The 15,327-nt window shown below is 71.9% G+C and carries 12 protein-coding genes; 4 read left to right on the forward strand and 8 right to left on the reverse strand.

Annotated features, from left to right (window positions below; genetic code table 11):
* The first annotated feature begins 79 nt into the window (after positions 1-79).
* A complete protein-coding gene (gene tamR, locus ACFYR0_RS23265) occupies positions 80-577 on the forward strand; it encodes a MarR family transcriptional regulator TamR (RefSeq protein ID WP_386379045.1) in 498 nt (165 codons plus the stop codon).
* Here tamR and ACFYR0_RS23270 read toward each other — a convergent pair.
* On the reverse strand, positions 536-1,321 hold the full coding sequence (locus ACFYR0_RS23270) for a LuxR C-terminal-related transcriptional regulator (RefSeq protein WP_389331169.1): 786 nt from the start codon (positions 1,319-1,321) through the stop codon (positions 536-538). The two genes, tamR and ACFYR0_RS23270, sit on opposite strands and share 42 nt — an antisense overlap.
* 258 nt (positions 1,322-1,579) lie before the next feature.
* On the opposite strand from ACFYR0_RS23270, the gene ACFYR0_RS23275 reads away from it, so the two are divergent.
* A complete protein-coding gene (locus ACFYR0_RS23275; RefSeq protein ID WP_389331365.1) occupies positions 1,580-2,035 on the forward strand; it encodes a GNAT family N-acetyltransferase in 456 nt (151 codons plus the stop codon).
* A gap of 395 nt (positions 2,036-2,430) precedes the next feature.
* Here ACFYR0_RS23275 and galK read toward each other — a convergent pair whose 3' ends face one another.
* Genes galK through galT form a run of 3 tightly spaced genes read right to left on the reverse strand, consistent with a single transcriptional unit; the run spans position 2,431 to position 5,612 of the window.
* Positions 2,431-3,591 (reverse strand): galactokinase, encoded by a 1,161-nt coding sequence (galK, locus tag ACFYR0_RS23280; protein WP_389331171.1) that lies wholly within the window; start codon positions 3,589-3,591, stop codon positions 2,431-2,433.
* Positions 3,592-4,554 (reverse strand): UDP-glucose 4-epimerase GalE, encoded by a 963-nt coding sequence (gene galE, locus ACFYR0_RS23285; protein WP_389331176.1) that lies wholly within the window; start codon positions 4,552-4,554, stop codon positions 3,592-3,594.
* Positions 4,551-5,612, reverse strand: a complete 1,062-nt coding sequence (gene galT, locus ACFYR0_RS23290) for a galactose-1-phosphate uridylyltransferase (RefSeq protein ID WP_389331179.1) — start codon at positions 5,610-5,612, stop codon at positions 4,551-4,553. The genes galE and galT overlap by 4 nt, the downstream gene beginning before the upstream one ends.
* A 139-nt stretch (positions 5,613-5,751) precedes the next feature.
* Here galT and ACFYR0_RS23295 point away from each other — a divergent pair, with 139 nt between their 5' ends.
* Both ACFYR0_RS23295 and ACFYR0_RS23300 read left to right on the forward strand, forming a co-directional pair.
* Positions 5,752-7,449: a sodium:solute symporter family protein gene (locus tag ACFYR0_RS23295; RefSeq protein ID WP_389331182.1), complete on the forward strand. Its 1,698-nt coding sequence runs from the start codon at positions 5,752-5,754 to the stop codon at positions 7,447-7,449.
* A gap of 29 nt (positions 7,450-7,478) precedes the next feature.
* Complete coding sequence (locus tag ACFYR0_RS23300; protein ID WP_389331185.1) at positions 7,479-7,814, forward strand: hypothetical protein; 336 nt, start codon at positions 7,479-7,481, stop codon at positions 7,812-7,814.
* A 355-nt stretch (positions 7,815-8,169) separates the two neighbouring features.
* Here ACFYR0_RS23300 and ACFYR0_RS23305 read toward each other — a convergent pair whose 3' ends face one another.
* The 4 genes from ACFYR0_RS23305 to ACFYR0_RS23320 all read right to left on the reverse strand — a co-directional run bounded on the left by ACFYR0_RS23305 (position 8,170) and on the right by ACFYR0_RS23320 (position 14,916).
* Positions 8,170-8,856 (reverse strand): LuxR C-terminal-related transcriptional regulator, encoded by a 687-nt coding sequence (locus tag ACFYR0_RS23305; protein ID WP_389331188.1) that lies wholly within the window; start codon positions 8,854-8,856, stop codon positions 8,170-8,172.
* Positions 8,857-9,117: 261 nt separating this feature from the next.
* Positions 9,118-10,950, reverse strand: a complete 1,833-nt coding sequence (locus ACFYR0_RS23310) for a PQQ-binding-like beta-propeller repeat protein (protein WP_389331191.1) — start codon at positions 10,948-10,950, stop codon at positions 9,118-9,120.
* 98 nt (positions 10,951-11,048) lie between these two features.
* A complete protein-coding gene (locus ACFYR0_RS23315) occupies positions 11,049-12,860 on the reverse strand; it encodes a PQQ-binding-like beta-propeller repeat protein (protein ID WP_389331194.1) in 1,812 nt (603 codons plus the stop codon).
* A 250-nt stretch (positions 12,861-13,110) separates the two neighbouring features.
* Positions 13,111-14,916, reverse strand: coding sequence for an ABC-F family ATP-binding cassette domain-containing protein (locus ACFYR0_RS23320; RefSeq protein WP_389331196.1), 1,806 nt, complete (start codon positions 14,914-14,916; stop codon positions 13,111-13,113).
* Between the last annotated feature and the right edge of the window lie 411 nt (positions 14,917-15,327).

Raw genomic sequence — 15,327 nt, forward strand, 5'->3', positions numbered from 1 at the left:
TCTCCGTCCGCGTTATCTCGACGTCAAGAGACTTTACATCAAGAGACTTCACGTCGACACAACCACTACACTGATCGTCATGGAGGACGAGGTCGATCGGCTGGTTGCGGCGTGGCGCCGGGAGCGCCCGGACCTCGACGTGGAACCGCTTGAGGTCCTCAGCCGGGTGAGCCGGCTGGCCCGGCATCTGGACCGGGCGCGCCGGCTGGCGTTCTCCGAGCACAGCCTGGAGCCCTGGGAGTTCGACGTGCTGACCGCGCTCAGGCGCGCGGGATCGCCGTACCAGCTCTCCCCCGGGCAGCTGCTGACCCAGACGCTGGTCACCTCCGGCACGATGACCAACCGCATCGACCGGCTCGCCAAGAAGGGCCTCGTCGAGCGGCTGCCCGATCCCAGCGACCGGCGCGGTGTGCTGGTGCGGCTGACCGTCGAGGGCCGCGACCGCGCCGACCAGGCCCTGGCCGGACTGCTCGACCAGGAGCGGGCCATCCTCGCCGAGCTCTCCCGTGCCCAGCGCGGTGAACTGGCCGCGCTGCTACGCCAGCTGACCGCCCCGTTCGACAACATCCCCGGTTAGGTCGACCGGGCCGACCCCGGCCCTGCGGGCGAGCGCGACCGCGGCGAGGGTGGAGTGGACGCCCAGCTTGCCGAGGACGTTCTGCATATGGGTGCGTACGGTGTGGGGGCTCAGGAACAGCCGTTCGGCGACCGCCTTGCGGCCGAGCCCAGCGACCATGCAGCGCAGCACCTCGCGTTCGCGCGGGGTGAGTGACTCCACCAGGCGTTCGCTCTCGGTGCGGTGCCTGCGGGCGGCCGTCAGCTCGCGCAGCACCCCGGTCAGCAGGGCGGGCGGCAGATGCGTCTCGTCGCGCAGCACGCCCCGGACGACGGTCAGCAGCCGCGACAGCGAGCAGTCCTTGGCGACCCAGCCGGACGCCCCGGCCTGGAGCGCGAGGGCCGCGCGCCGCGGGTCGTCCTTCTCGGCGAGCACGACCGTGCGCACACCCGGCTGGGCGCCGCGCACCCCCGTGACCAGCGAGATCCCGTCGACGGTGCCCTCCTCGCCGGCGTCCGGCACGGACGCTACGGGCTGCACGGGCACCGTCGGCCGTATGCCGGGCACGGCCCCGCCGAGGTCGGCGTCGACGAGCAGGACGTCGTAGCGGCGCCCCTCGGCGGCCGCGCGCTCCAGGCAGCGCAGCGCCGCGGGGCCGCTGCCCGCGGCGGAGACGTCGACGTCGGGCTCGGCGGCCAGGGCGGCGGCGAGCGACTCGGCGAAGATGCGATGGTCGTCGACGACCAGGACTCGGATGCGTACCACGAAACCCCCTTCCCCAAGCTCTCTCACGAGCAGGGGATGCCAAGGTCGGGAGAAACTTGTGACAGGCACGGGCACGGCGCCCGGAGCGTCGTACCGCCACGGCCGCCGCCGTGCGGAAACAGCTACCCCCACTTCGGGCGTCGTACCCGACTGTCTCGCCCCCTGAACGGCACCGGCCCCCACCGGTGCTGTCCATCAGGGTACGGACGGGGAACGGCAGCGGAAGGCTATTTGCAGAACTGGCCGCCGGACGCGTTTATGGTGTGCCGCATGTTTCGTATCGAGGCGGAAGTCGACAAGGCCCGGCGAGATCTGCTCCGTTCACGTCTGCGCGACACCAACACGGCGGCCTCGCCGATCCTGCGCGCGCTGCGCGGCACGCCGCAGGAACGCGAGAACCCCCTGCACGTCTGGGCGTCGGACGCGGGGGGCGAACTGGCGGGAGGGCTGGTCGGTCACACCTGGACGACCTGGCTGCACGTGGCGTACCTGTGGGTCGACGAGCGCCACCGCGGTGGGGGGCTCGGCGGCCGGCTGCTGGCGGAGGCGGAGCGCCTCGCGCGCGAGGGGCGCGGCTGCCGGGCCGCCCGGCTGGAGACCTGGGACTTCCAGGCGCCGGAGTTCTACCGCAAGCAGGGCTACGACGTGGTGTGCGTGATCCCCGACTATCCGCCGGGGATCACGGAGTACACCCTGGTCAAACGGCTGGCCTGAACGGGGGCCCTCCGGGCGGACCGGGACCCGGCCGTCCGGGACAGCCGCCCGGGGGTGGGGCGTCCGGACGGCCGGGCGGCGCCATCGCCTGCCGGCCCCGCCCCGGCGGACACCGGGCGAAACACCCGCGCCGGACGGACCGCCGGGCCGGGCGGGCCGGGCGGACAGCTGCGGGCGCGACGGCCCGTCCGCGCGGACGGCCGGGCGGCGCCACCGTCTGCCGGACGGACGGCCCCGGCCCGGCGGACACCGGGCGAAACACCCGCGCCGGGCGGACCGCCGGGCCGGGCGGGGCATCCGTAGGCGCGACGGCCGGATCGCGCGGACCGTAGACCGGGCGGCGGCCGGGCGGACGGCCGTGCGGATGCCCCGGACACCCGGGGCGGGGTGGGTGGTCAGGCGGCCGGGTCGAGGCGGTGGGCGCCCGGGGAGGGGACCGCTTCGAAGACCCGGGGGGCCGTCAGGCCCGCCGTCGCGAAGGCCTCTTCGACGGCCTTGGTGATCGCGTCGACGTCCGTCGCCTCGGCGAGCACGATCGCCGAGCCGCCGAAGCCGCCGCCGGTCATCCGGGCGCCGAGCGCGCCCGCGGCGACCGCCGTGTCGACGACCAGGTCCAGCTCGCGGCAGGAGACCCGGAAGTCGTCGCGCAGCGAGGCATGGCCCTCGGTGAGGACGGGGCCGATGGCGCGGGTGTCGCCCGCCTCCAGCAGGGCCACCACGCGCTCCACGCGCCGGTCCTCGGTGACGACATGGCGCACCAGACGGCGCACCTCCTCGTCGTCGAGCCGGGCGAGGGCCTCGTCGAGGCCGTCGTGGGGGACGTCGCGCAGGGCGTCGACGCCGAGCAGCGCGGCGCCCTGCTCGCAGCCCGCGCGGCGCTTGCCGTACTCGCCCTCGTTGTGGGCGTGCTTGACGCGGGTGTCGACGACCAGCAGGCGCATGCCCTCGGCGGCCAGGTCGAAGGGGATCTGCTGCTGCGCCAGGTCCCGGGTGTCGAGGAACAGCGCGTGGCCGTCCTGGCAGCAGGCGGACGCGGTCTGGTCCATGATGCCGACGGGCGCGCCGACGTAGGAGTTCTCCGCGCGCTGGCACAGGCGGGCCAGCTGCGGCCGGGCGAGGCCCAGTTCGAACAGGTCGTTCAGCGCGAGGGCGACGACGACCTCCACGGCCGCCGACGAGGACAGGCCCGCGCCCGCGGGGACGGTGGAGGCGAGGTGGACGTCGGCGCCGGTGACCGGGTGCCCGGCCTCGCGCAGCGCCCACACCACACCGGCCGCGTACGCGGTCCACTCCTTGTCGGCGAGCGGCTGCAGTTCGTCCAGGCGCAGTTCGGTGACGCCGGTGCCGATGTCCGCCGAGTGCAGGCGCAGGACGCCGTCGGTGCGGCGGGAGACGGCGGCGACGGCGGTGTGGGGCAGCGCGAAGGGCATCACGAAGCCGTCGTTGTAGTCGGTGTGTTCGCCGATCAGGTTGACCCGGCCGGGCGCGGACCAGACGCCGTCGGGTGTGGCTCCGTACAGTGCGACGAAGCCGTCTCGGACCTCAACTGCCCCCACTTAACGCTCCCTTGCGATGGCCTGTGCGAACTGCCAGGCGTCGGCGACGATCCCGGCGAGATCCGGGCGGGACGGGTTCCAGCCGAGCCGCTCGCGGGCGGTGTCGGCGGCGGCGACCAGGACCGCCGGGTCGCCGCCCCTGCGGGGGGCCACGACCTCGGGGACGGGCCGGCCGGTGACCTGGCGGACGGTCTCTACGACCTGGCGCACGGAGAAGCCCTCGCCGTTGCCGAGGTTGCAGATCAGGTGCTCGCCCTCGGTGGCGGCCGTCAGGGCGAGGAGGTGGGCCTCGGCGAGGTCGGCGACGTGGATGTAGTCGCGGACGCAGGTGCCGTCCGGGGTCGGGTAGTCGTCGCCGTAGACGGAGATGGCGTCGCGGCGGCCCTGGGCGACCTGGAGGACGAGCGGGATCAGGTGAGACTCGGGGTCGTGGCGCTCGCCGCAGTCCCCGTAGGCGCCGGCGACGTTGAAGTAGCGCAGGGAGACCGCGCCGAGGCCGTGGGCGGCCGCCTCGCCGGTGATCATGTGGTCGACGGCGAGCTTGGAGGCGCCGTAGGGGTTGGTGGGGCGGGTCGGGGCGCTCTCCGGGATCGGGACCTGCTCGGGCTCGCCGTAGGTGGCGGCGGTGGAGGAGAAGACGAGCTTGCGCACGCCCGCCTCGCGCATGGCGGTCAGCAGCGCCATGGTGCCGGCGACGTTGTTCTCCCAGTACTTCTCCGGCCTCACCACGGACTCGCCGACCTGTGAGGAGGCGGCGAAGTGCAGCACGGCCCCGTAGGAGGCGTCGAGCCACTTGGCGGCGTCGCGGATGTCGCCCTCGACGAAGGCGGCGCCCGCGGGAACGCCCTCGCGGAAGCCGGTGGAGAGGTTGTCGAGGACGGTGACCTCGTGGCCCGCCTCCAGCAGATGCTGGGCGACCACGCTGCCGACGTAACCCGCCCCGCCCGTCACCAGGTACTTCATGAACTCGCTACCTCTCGCAGTCGCTCGGCCGCGCGTTCCGGCGGCACGTCGTTGATGAACACGCTCATGCCGGATTCGGAACCCGCGAGGAACTTCAGCTTTCCGGAAGTCCTTCGGACGGTGAAAAGCTCCAGGTGCAGTCCGAAGTCGTCGCGGTTGACGCCGTCGAACTCCTCCAGCGGCCCGAACGGCGCCTGGTGCCAGGCGGCGATGTAGGGCGTGGGGGAGGCACCCTCGCCGAAGATACGGTCGAATCGCCGCAAGAGTTCCAGATAGACCTTGGGGAACTCTGTGCGAGCGGCCTCGTCCAGGGCGAGCAGGTCCGGCACCCGGCGCCTCGGGTACAGGTGGACCTCGTAGGGCCAGTGGGCGGCGTAGGGGACGAACGCGACCCAGTGTTCACCCTCCAGGACGACCCGCTCACCGGCGAGTTCACGCTCCAGGACGGCGTCGAAGAGGTTCTCGCCGCCGGTGGCCTCCTTGTGCGCGGCCGCCTGGCGCAGCATCAGGGCGGTACGGGGCGTGGTGAAGGGGTAGCCGTAGATCTGCCCGTGGGGGTGCTGCAGGGTCACACCGATCTCGGCGCCCCGGTTCTCGAAGCAGAACACCTGCTCCACGGAGGGCAGATGGGACAGCTCCAAGGTGCGGTCGGTCCAGGCGTCGAGGACGAGGCGTGTCTGCTCCTCGGTGAGGGAGGCGAAGGACGCGGTGTGCTCGGAGGTGAAGCAGACCACCTCGCAGCGGCCGGAGTCCCCGGCGAGGGAGGGGAAGCGGTTCTCGAAGACGACGAGGTCGTAGGCGGAGTCGGGGATCTCGCTGAGGCGTTCGCCCCGGGAGGGGCAGAGCGGGCATTCGCCGGCGGGCGGGTGGTAGGTGCGGCCCTGCCGATGGGAGGCGACCGCGACGGTGTCGCCGAGCAGCGGGTCGCGGCGTACCTCCGAAGTGGTGACCGTGGGCTCCAGCGGGCGGCGGTCCACCGCGTCGCGCACCGAGTCGTCCCTCAGGTCGTAGTAGATCAGCTCACGACCGTCGGCCAGCCGGGTCGAGGTCTTCTTCACCGCGACTCTCCATCCGTACACAGGGCAAGGCTTCGCACAGGGGCAAAGGTTCCAACAGAACCGAACACATCAAAGCACAAACCTCCACGCGAGTCACCACCACAACCGAACAAAGAACACCACTCCAGGTGAGGTCCGGATGCACATCCCCCCACAGCACACCCGCCTCGTCCCGCTCGCGGCCGAACTGCGGCTCCCCACCAACTGGCTCGACTACACGATCCTGGCGATCTACTTCGTGGTCGTCCTCGGCATCGGCTTCGCCGCCCGCCGCTCGGTGAAGACCACCCTCGACTTCTTCCTGTCGGGGCGCTCCCTGCCCGCCTGGGTCACCGGCCTCGCCTTCATCTCGGCCAACCTGGCCGCGACCGAGATCCTCGGCATGGCGGCCAACAGCGCCCAGTACGGCGCCTACACCGTCCACTGGTACTGGATCGGCGCCATCCCGGCCATGGTCTTCCTCGGCCTGGTGATGATGCCCTTCTACTACGGCAGCAAGGTCCGCTCGGTGCCGGAGTTCCTGCTGCTGCGCTTCGACCGCTGGGCGCATCTGCTCAGTTCGGTCCTGTTCGCCTTCGCGGCGATCCTGATCGCCGGGGTGAACCTCTACGCGCTCGCGATCGTCGTCGAGGCCCTGCTGGGCTGGCCGCAGTGGGTGGCCATCGTCGTCGCCGGGTTCTTCGTCCTCGCCTACATCACCCTCGGCGGCCTGTCCTCGGCGATCTACAACGAGGTGCTGCAGTTCTTCGTGATCCTGGCGGCCCTGATCCCGATCACCGTGCTCGCCCTGAAGAAGGCAGGCGGCTGGGACGGCCTGAGCGACACCCTGACCGCCGCCCGGGGCCCGGACTTCGTCACCGCCTGGGGCGGCACCGGCATCGGCAGCGACAACCCTCTCGGCGCGAACTGGCTGACGATCGTCCTCGGCCTCGGCTTCGTCCTCTCCTTCGGCTATTGGACGACGAACTTCGCCGAGGTGCAGCGCGCCCTGTCCGCCAAGAACCTCTCCGCCGCCCAGCGCACCCCGCTCATCGCCGCGTACCCGAAGATCTTCATCGTCTTCCTGGTGATGATCCCGGGCCTGGCGGCCGCCGCCCTGGTCCCGGGCTTCGGCACCGAGGAGTCGGGCTACCAGTACAACGACGCCATCCCGTACCTGATGGAGGACCTGTTGCCCAACGGTGTGCTCGGCATCGCCGTGACCGGTCTGCTGGCCGCGTTCATGGCGGGCATGGCGGCCAACGTGTCGTCCTTCAACACCGTGTTCACCACCGACATCTGGGCCAGGTACGTCGTCACGGACCGCGAGGACGGCTACTACGTCCGCTTCGGCCGGCTGATCACCGCGATCGGCGTGATGGCGTCGATCGGCACGGCGTTCCTCGCCTCCTCCTTCTCCAACATCATGAGCTACCTCCAGACGCTGTTCTCCTTCTTCAACGTGCCGATGTTCGTGGTCTTCATCATCGGCATGTTCTGGAAGCGCGCGTCGATGAGGTCGGGCTTCTGGGGACTGCTCGCCGGGACGACCGCCGCGATGGTGAACTACTTCGTCCTCTACAAGCAGGACGTCATCTCCATCCCCACCGACCAGGGCGCCAACTTCGTCTCCGCCATCGCGGGCTTCGTGGCCGGCGCCGTGGTGATGTTCACCGTCTCCCTGTTCACCGCGCCCAAGCCCGCCGAGGAGCTCCAGGGCCTGGTCTACGGCACCCGGTCCCCCGGCATGGCCGAGCCGCCCGCCGAGGGCGACGACGCCTGGTACCGCCGCCCGGCGCTGCTCGGCTGGGGCGCGGTGATCCTCGCGGCCGCCTGCTACATCCCGTTCTCGTTCTAGCGGCATCCTGATCAGGAGGTGGAGAGACCATGTCCGAGCCCGAGCACCACGGATACTCCGAGAAGGACGTCCAGCGCGAAGTCACCGAGCTGGCGGGGCGGTCGACGACGGCCGCCCGGCTGTTCGACATCCGGCGGATCATCGGCGGCCTGTTCGTGATCTACGGCGTCATCGTCACCGTCGCGGGCATCACCGTGTCCGAAGCCGACCTCGACAAGGCCGAGGGAGTCAACATCAACCTCTGGACCGGGCTGGGCATGCTGCTGCTCGGCCTGTTCTTCCTGGCCTGGCTGAAGCTGCGCCCGGCGGCCCCGCCGCCGCCCGGTGCGGAACCGGAGGACGACGGGGAGCCGCGGCGGTCCTAGGGTCCGCCGGGCCCGCGCGTACGGCGGTCGCAGGGCCGGGCGCGGCTGTTCGCGCGGTTCCCCGCGGGTCGCTGTGGCCGTCGTGTGTGTGCGGGCCGTATGGGGCTTGTCGCGCAGTTCCCCGCGCCCCTTGAAGGCGGTGCCCTTGGCCCCGGTTGTGGGGCGGAACCCAGTCCCGGGACAGGCCGGTGACGGGCCTGCGCGTACAGCGGTCGCAGGGCCGTGGCGTGGCTGTTCGCGCGGTTCCCTGCGGGTCGCTGTGGCCGTCGTGTGTGTGCGGGCCGTATGGGGCTTGTCGCGCAGTTCCCCGCGCCCCTTGAGGGCGATGTCCCCTGGCCCCGGCCGGGGGACGGACCTAGTCCCGGGACAGGCCCGGTGGCGGGCCCGCGCGGTCCAGGAGGCCTGTGCGGGCCGCCAGCGCGGCGGCCTCCAGCCGGGAGCCGACACCCAGCTTCATCAGGACCCGCTGGACATGGGTGCGCGCGGTGGACGGGGCGATGCCCATCCCGGCAGCGATCAGCCGGGTGTCCTCCCCGTCCGCGACCCGCACCAGCACCTCCACCTCCCTCGGCGTCAGCATCTCCAGCAGCCGGCGGCCCTCGTCGTCGGGCTGGGCCGCCGGATTGAGCAATTCGCTGAACGCGCCTTGGAGCAGTTGGGGGGCGACCGCCGCCTCACCCTGCCGGGCCTTCATGATCGCCCGCTCGACGCCCTCGATGCGCTCGTCGTGGCGCACGTACCCCGAGGCGCCCGCGGCGAAGGCGGCCGCGATGCCGCGCGGGCTGGGCACCGGGCCCAGGACCAGCACCGCCACCTGCGGACGTTCCTGCTTGATCTTCACCACCGGGTCGAAGGCGCCCGGCTCGGCCGGTGTGCCCGTCCCCAGCAGGCACACCTCCGGCGCCCGCGCGATCACCAGTTCCGCGGCGCCCGCCGCGGGCGCCGCCGCCGCGAGCACCCGGTGCCCGCGCAGTTTCAGCGCCGAGGCCAGCGCCTCGGCCAGCAGCCGGTGGTCGTCGACCACCATCAGCCGCACTCCCATCGAGACCCCCCAGTCCCCCTCGGACGCCCCTGTGGTTCCCACAAGGTCCCCACGGACAGAGCCCGAGCACCGGGGCCCCGGCGTCCCCGCCCTCACCTGCACCCGGAAGCTACACGCTTGTTCGACGTTGCGCTCCCCCTACTCGTGAGAAGTGCCCCGGATCGCCGAAATTCCTCTCATTCGAACGGTGTTGCACGACAACGCGCAAGACCCCGCCCCTGAACAGGGACGGGGTCCGGCGCACGATCGCCCTGCCGGGGCTCAGTTCGTGCCGAAGGCGATGAAGAGGTACTCGGGCTCCCCGGAGACCGAGCCCAGGCTGCTGGCGTAGACGTCCGCCATGAACAGCCGGCCGGCGGCGAACAGGACCTCGGCGGTGCCGGGCCGGAACCGGGCCTCCGCGTCGCGGACCTTCTCGTCGGCGGGGTTCTCCATCAGCTTGGTCTGCTTGAAGGAGCCGCCGTCGATGCTCACGATCTGGCCGCCCTTGTCGTAGGGCGGGGTCTTGTACGCGATCAGGTTGCCGCCGTCCATGCGCAGCGGCACCAGCGCGTAGTCGTCACCGGCGTCCGCGCGCTGGCCGGTCTCCTTGCCGGTGGCCAGGTCGAAGGCGACGATCTCGTTGGTGTCGCTGTACTCGGTGGCGCCGTCGTGTTCCTTGGTCGGCAGGTACAGCCGGTCGTTGCCGACGACCACGCCCGAGCAGTCCTCGACCTCGGAGATGCCGTCGCAGTCGACCTCGTACTGGTCGTCGGGGGCGGCGATGCGGTTGCGCAGCTCGCCCGTCTTGTTGTCGATGGAGAAGAAGTCCAGGATGCGGGCGGAGTCGCCGCTGGAGTTGCCGACCTCGGCGGCCACCACCAGGGGCTCGGTGGAGACGACGCTGGCGTACTCGATGCCCTGGGCCATCTTGTACTCGGAGACGACCTTGCCGGACTTCTGGTCGAGGGTCTGCACATGGATCGTCTGGTTGCCGTACTGGCCGCACTTGCGCAGCGCGACGAGCTTGGGGCCGCCGCCGTACCCGGCGTCGAAGCAGGTGTCGGTCGGCTTCGGGGACCACAGGGGGTCACCGGAGGCCAGGTCGAAGGCGGCGCCGCCGACGGTGCTGCCCACGGCGACCGTGCCGGCGCTGACGGTGACGTTGTCCCAGCCGATGTCCGAGTCACCGAGCTGGGCGGTCTTCGTCCACAGCCTGGTGCCGGCGGCCAGGTCGATCGCGGCGATCTGGCTGCATCCCTCGGAGGAGTTCTTGGCGGGCATCTTCGGCTGGAAGACGACGGCGACCTTGTCGCCCTCGCCGACGAACCGGCTGGCGTGGCACACCGGGCCGGGCAGCTTGACCGTCCACTTCTTGGTGCCCTTGTCGAGGTCGTAGCCGACGACCTCGGCGATGCCGCTCTTGGCGTACACGGTGTCGGTCAGCCAGGAGCCCTCGACGACGGTCGTCTCGTCCTCGCCGACCTTCGGCATGGGCACCTGGAAGAGCACCTTGGAGGCCGGGTCGGAGGGCACCTTCTCGCTGCCCTCGCCGCCGGTGGTGCCGCCCTTCTCGTCGCCGCCACCGCCGCCGGTGGTGCCGCCGCCGGACTTCGAGGTGTCGTCCTTGCCGCCGTCGTCGCCGGTGCCCGCGTACCAGACGCCGCCGCCGATGATCAGCGCGATGGCCACGACCGCCGCACCGATGATCGCCAGCTGCGCGTTCATCTTCCGTCCGCCGGACGGCTGCACGGCCGGTGCCATCGGGACCGTCGCCTGCGGATAGCCGTAACCCTGCTGGTAGGCGCCCTGCTGGGGCTGCGCGTACGGGTTCGGCTGGCCGCCGTACGGGCCGGGCTGCTGGCCGGGGTAGCCGTAACCGGCCTGGGGCTGCGGCGCGGTCTGCGGGTAGCCGTAGCCCGGCTGGGGCGCCGGCGGCTGGGGCTGGCCGTAGCCGCCGGGCTGCGGTGCCGCGGGCGGCGGGGTCTGCGGGGCAGGACCCGAGGCCGGAGGCGCGGGCGGCGGGGTCTGCGGCGGCTGGGGGGCGCCGAAACCGGGCTGCTGGGGCGGCTGGTCCTGCGGCGGCTGGCCGGGCGGCGGGGGCGGGGTGCTCATGGTGTGCGTACCTCGGTGGACGGAGCGGAAGCGGGGACGGGCGGCGGACGATCGTGCGCAAGACCGAGGGGCCGGCCACCAGGGCCGACCCCGTCGGGTCACTTGCCGAAGACGATCATCAGCTTCTCCTGGTCCTGGTCGTTGCCGGTGAGCCGGGTCGACGACAGGTACAGCCGTCCGTCGGCCCACTCCAGGTCGCGCGAGAAGAAACTGTCCTCGATGTCGGCGGCGCCGCCCGGGTTCTGGAGCACCGTCACCGGCGTGTGCGCGGTGCCCGCGGCCGGGATCGACACGACCCGGCCGCCCTCCTCGTACGAGGGCTCCACGTAGGCGATGAGGTTGCCGCCCTCCGCCGTCAGCGGCAGCATCGACTCCTCGGTGGGGGACTTCACCCGCCACTTCTCCTTACCGGTGGCCAGGCTGATCGCGAGGATCTCGTTGGCGCTGCCGGTGGCCTCGGTGGGGAGGTAGAGCAGGTCGCCGCCGACCGCGACGCCCTGACAGCCGGTCAGGTCACGCTGGAGGATGGCCCAGCCGCAGTCGGGGGCGATGGACTCCTTGGTGTCGACCTGGGAGCGGACCTTGCCGGCGGCGGTGAACGTGGCGATGTTCCACGTCTTCTCGTCCTCGTTCTCGCTGTAGACCACCAGCGGGTCCACGGACAGGGTCCGGTTGATCCGGTAGCCCTTGTCGTACTTGAACGTCCACTTGACCTTGCCGGTCCTCGGGTCGAGCTCCTGGATCTCCTCGTGCTCGGTCGGGGTGGAGGCACCGCAGGAGGCGACGGAGATCAGCCGGGTGCCGCCGGCGAACGCGCTCGGGTAGCAGGCGTCGCCGTACTTCTTCTTCTCGTACAGCTTCTTCCCGGTCCCGGCGTCGTAGGCCACGCCCGACTGCGAGCGGCCCACCAGCAGGGTGTCGCCGGCCAGCGACAGCTCGATCGTGATGGCGCTGTCGAACAGGGCGCCGTCCGCGACCTTCCCGGTCCAGCCCTTCTCGCCGGTGCCGAGGTCGATCTGCTGGAGCTGGTTGCACTTGGCGCGGTCGCTGGCGCCGCTCATGTACGCCACGACGATCTTGTCGTCGGCGGTCTTCTGCGGGGTGACCGCGCAGATCTTCTGCGGGAGGGTGATCGGGTCCCAGCTCGGGGCACCGTCACCGGCGTCGTAGGCGAAGATCTGCTTGTACGCGGCCTTGACCGCCGTCTTGTCGCTGATCCACATGCCGACGGCGTCGGCGCCGGAACCGGGGGCGTCGGGCGCCTCCTTGTACCAGAGGACCTTCGCCTCGCCGGGCTTGCGGCCCTCGTTGAGGTTCTCGGGGTCCTCGCCGCCGTCGCCGCCGCCGTCCCCGGGGTTGGCCGGGCTGTCCGACGCCTTCGGCTTGTCGTCGTCGCTCTGCTGGGCGACCGGCTTCTTGCCCTTGCCCTTCTCGTCGCCGCTGGACAACGCGAACACCGCGCCGCCGACGACGAGGAGGGCGGCCACGGCCGCGCCGATGATCATCGCGGGCTTGCCCTTGAAGGGGTTGCGGGAGCCGCCGCCCGGCGGCGGGGGCACCGGCGCGCCCGGGTACTGGGGCTGCTGCGGGTGGCCGTAGCCGGGCTGCGGGGCGTACGGGCCGGGCTGCTGCGGCTGGCCGTAGGGGCCGGGCTGCGGGGCGTACGGTCCCGGCTGCTGCGGCTGGCCGTAGGGGCCCGGCTGGGCGTAGGGGCCCGGCTGGGCGTAGGGGCCGGGCTGGTGCGGGTAGCCGTAGCCGGGCTGCGGCGCCGGCGGGGTCTGAGGCGGCTGGCCGGGCTGCGCGGGCGGCTGCGGCGGAGTCTGGGGCGCGCCGAAGCCCCCGCCCTGCGGCGGCGGGTCCTGCGGTGCTCCGAATCCGCCCTGCGGCGGCTGATCGGGCGGCTGAGTCATCAGCGTCTTCCCCCTCGTTCACTGATTTTTAGCCACGCCCTGAGGTGTGTGACGACCCAGAGCCGTTCGGTCTCAGACGGTTCTCAGACGGCCCTTTCTATCACTCGCCACCGACAGTCAAGAGGCCCGGTTCCTCCCCTGTTCCCAAGGGAGGACCGGGCCGTGATGGGTCCGTTACGCGCCTTCACGCCCCCTTCACGCGCCGCGCGCCACCTCCACGCGCGCCGGGTGGCCGGGACGGGGCCGACTCTCAGGCGTCCTCGGCGAGTTCCAGCCAGCGCATTTCCAGCTCCTCGCGCTCGTCGGACAAAGCGCGCAGTTCGGTGTCGAGTTCGGCGACCTTCGCGAAGTCCGTGGCGTGCTCCGCGATCCGCGTGTGCAGCTTGGACTCCTTCTCGGAGACCTTGTCCAACTGCCGCTCGATCTTCTGGAGTTCCTTCTTCGCGGCGCGCTGGTCGGCGGCGCTCTTCTCGGCGGCGGGCTTCGGGGCCGCGGCCGGGGCGGAGGCGGCGGCCGTCTCCTCCATCCGCTTGCGGCGCTCCAGGTACTCGTCGATGCCGCGCGGCAGCATCCGCAGGGTGGAGTCGCCGAGCAGGGCGAACACCTTGTCGGTGGTGCGCTCGACGAAGAACCGGTCGTGGGAGATGACGATCATGGAGCCGGGCCAGCCGTCGAGGACGTCCTCCAGCTGGGTGAGGGTCTCGATGTCGAGGTCGTTGGTGGGCTCGTCGAGGAAGAGGACGTTGGGCTCGTCCATGAGCAGGCGCAGCAGCTGCAGCCGCCGCCGCTCACCGCCGGACAGGTCGCCGACCGGCGTCCACTGCTTCTCCTTGCCGAAGCCGAACGTCTCGCAGAGCTGGCCGGCCGTCAGCTCGCGCCCCTTGCCCAGGTCCACGCGCTCGCGCACCTGCTGCACGGCCTCCAGGACCCGCACGGCGGGGTCGAGTTCGGCGACCTCCTGGGAGAGGTAGGCCAGCCTGACCGTCTTGCCGACGGTGACCCGGCCGCCGGCCGGCTGGGTCTCGCCCTCGGTGCGCGCGGCGTCGGCCATCGCCCGCAGCAGGGAGGTCTTGCCCGCGCCGTTGACGCCGACCAGGCCGATCCGGTCGCCCGGGCCGAGCTGCCAGGTGACGTGCTCGAGCAGCACCTTGGGGCCCGCGTGGATGCTGACGTCCTCCAGGTCGAACACGGTCCGCCCGAGCCGCGAGGAGGCGAACTTCATCAGCTCGCTGGTGTCGCGGGGCGGCGGCACGTCCTTGATCAGCTCGTTGGCGGCCTCGACGCGGAACCGGGGCTTGGAGGTGCGGGCGGGGGCGCCGCGGCGCAGCCAGGCCAGCTCCTTGCGGACCAGGTTCTGCCGCTTGGCCTCCTCGGTCGCCGCGATCCGCTCGCGCTCGGCGCGCGCGAAGACGTAGTCGGAGTAGCCGCCCTCGTACTCGTAGACGTCACCGCGCTGCACGTCCCACATGCTGGTGCAGACCTGGTCCAGGAACCAGCGGTCGTGGGTGACGCACACCAGCGCCGAGCGGCGCTCGCGCAGATGCCGGGCGAGCCAGGCGATGCCCTCGACGTCGAGGTGGTTGGTGGGCTCGTCGAGCACGATCAGGTCGTGGTCCTCGATGAGCAGCTTGGCCAGCGCGATCCGGCGTCGCTCACCGCCGGAGAGCGGGCCGATCACGGTGTCCAGGCCCTTGGGGAAGCCGGGCAGGTCCAGGCCGCCGAACAGGCCGGTCAGCACGTCGCGGACCTTGGCGTTGCCCGCCCACTCGTGGTCGGCCATGTCCCGGATGACCTCGTGCCGGACGGTGGCCCTCGGGTCGAGCGAGTCGTGCTGGGTGAGCACGCCCATCCGCACCCCGCCCGCGTGCGTGACCCGGCCGGTGTCGGGCTCCTCCAGCTTCGCCAGCATGCGGATCAGGGTCGTCTTGCCGTCGCCGTTGCGGCCGACCACGCCGATGCGGTCGCCTTCGGACACGCCCAGGGAGATGCCGTCGAGGAGGGCACGCGTGCCGTACACCTTGCTGACGTTCTCGACATTGACCAGGTTGACGGCCATTTCACTCCTGAGCGCGGGGATGGATCGACCATCCAGAGTAGTCGGACCAGGGGGCACGCCCGGAGGGTCGGCCGGGCCGCCGGGGGCGGGGCGCGCCCGCGGTCGGGCGGTGCGGTGGGGCGGTGCGGCCGGGTGGTGCGGTGGTGCGCCTGGGCGGTGCGGTCAGGTGGCGTCCGCGCGCTCCTTCATGCGCCGCTGGTGGTACCGGACCGCGAGCAGCGGCAGGCCCTCCGGGTCGAGCCCTTCCTCCAGCGGTCCGATGCGGGCCTCGGCGGCCACGCGGCGCGGGTCGTCGCGGTGGGCCGGGGCGGCGACGGCGTCGATCCGGGTGCGCCGGCGCTCGTCGCGGGTGAGCTCGTACAGCCTGTCGGCGGGGTGAGCGAGCCCGGCTCCGCGGCGCTGTCGCCGACG

Origin of the sequence: Streptomyces sp. NPDC005017, from assembly GCF_042873115.1 — a bacterium.
Taxonomy (GTDB): domain Bacteria; phylum Actinomycetota; class Actinomycetes; order Streptomycetales; family Streptomycetaceae; genus Streptomyces.

Excerpts from the sequence above, each read along its gene's own strand:
- ACFYR0_RS23320 (WP_389331196.1), bottom strand. The coding sequence starts at position 14,916 with ATGGCCGTCAACCTGGTCAATGTCGAGAACGTCAGCAAGGTGTACGGC.
- ACFYR0_RS23295 (WP_389331182.1), top strand. The coding sequence starts at position 5,752 with ATGCACATCCCCCCACAGCACACCCGCCTCGTCCCGCTCGCGGCCGAA.
- tamR (WP_386379045.1), top strand. The coding sequence starts at position 80 with ATGGAGGACGAGGTCGATCGGCTGGTTGCGGCGTGGCGCCGGGAGCGC.
- ACFYR0_RS23305 (WP_389331188.1), bottom strand. The coding sequence starts at position 8,856 with ATGGGAGTGCGGCTGATGGTGGTCGACGACCACCGGCTGCTGGCCGAG.
- galE (WP_389331176.1), bottom strand. The coding sequence starts at position 4,554 with ATGAAGTACCTGGTGACGGGCGGGGCGGGTTACGTCGGCAGCGTGGTC.
- ACFYR0_RS23315 (WP_389331194.1), bottom strand. The coding sequence starts at position 12,860 with ATGACTCAGCCGCCCGATCAGCCGCCGCAGGGCGGATTCGGAGCACCG.
- ACFYR0_RS23275 (WP_389331365.1), top strand. The coding sequence starts at position 1,580 with ATGGTGTGCCGCATGTTTCGTATCGAGGCGGAAGTCGACAAGGCCCGG.
- ACFYR0_RS23310 (WP_389331191.1), bottom strand. The coding sequence starts at position 10,950 with ATGAGCACCCCGCCCCCGCCGCCCGGCCAGCCGCCGCAGGACCAGCCG.
- ACFYR0_RS23300 (WP_389331185.1), top strand. The coding sequence starts at position 7,479 with ATGTCCGAGCCCGAGCACCACGGATACTCCGAGAAGGACGTCCAGCGC.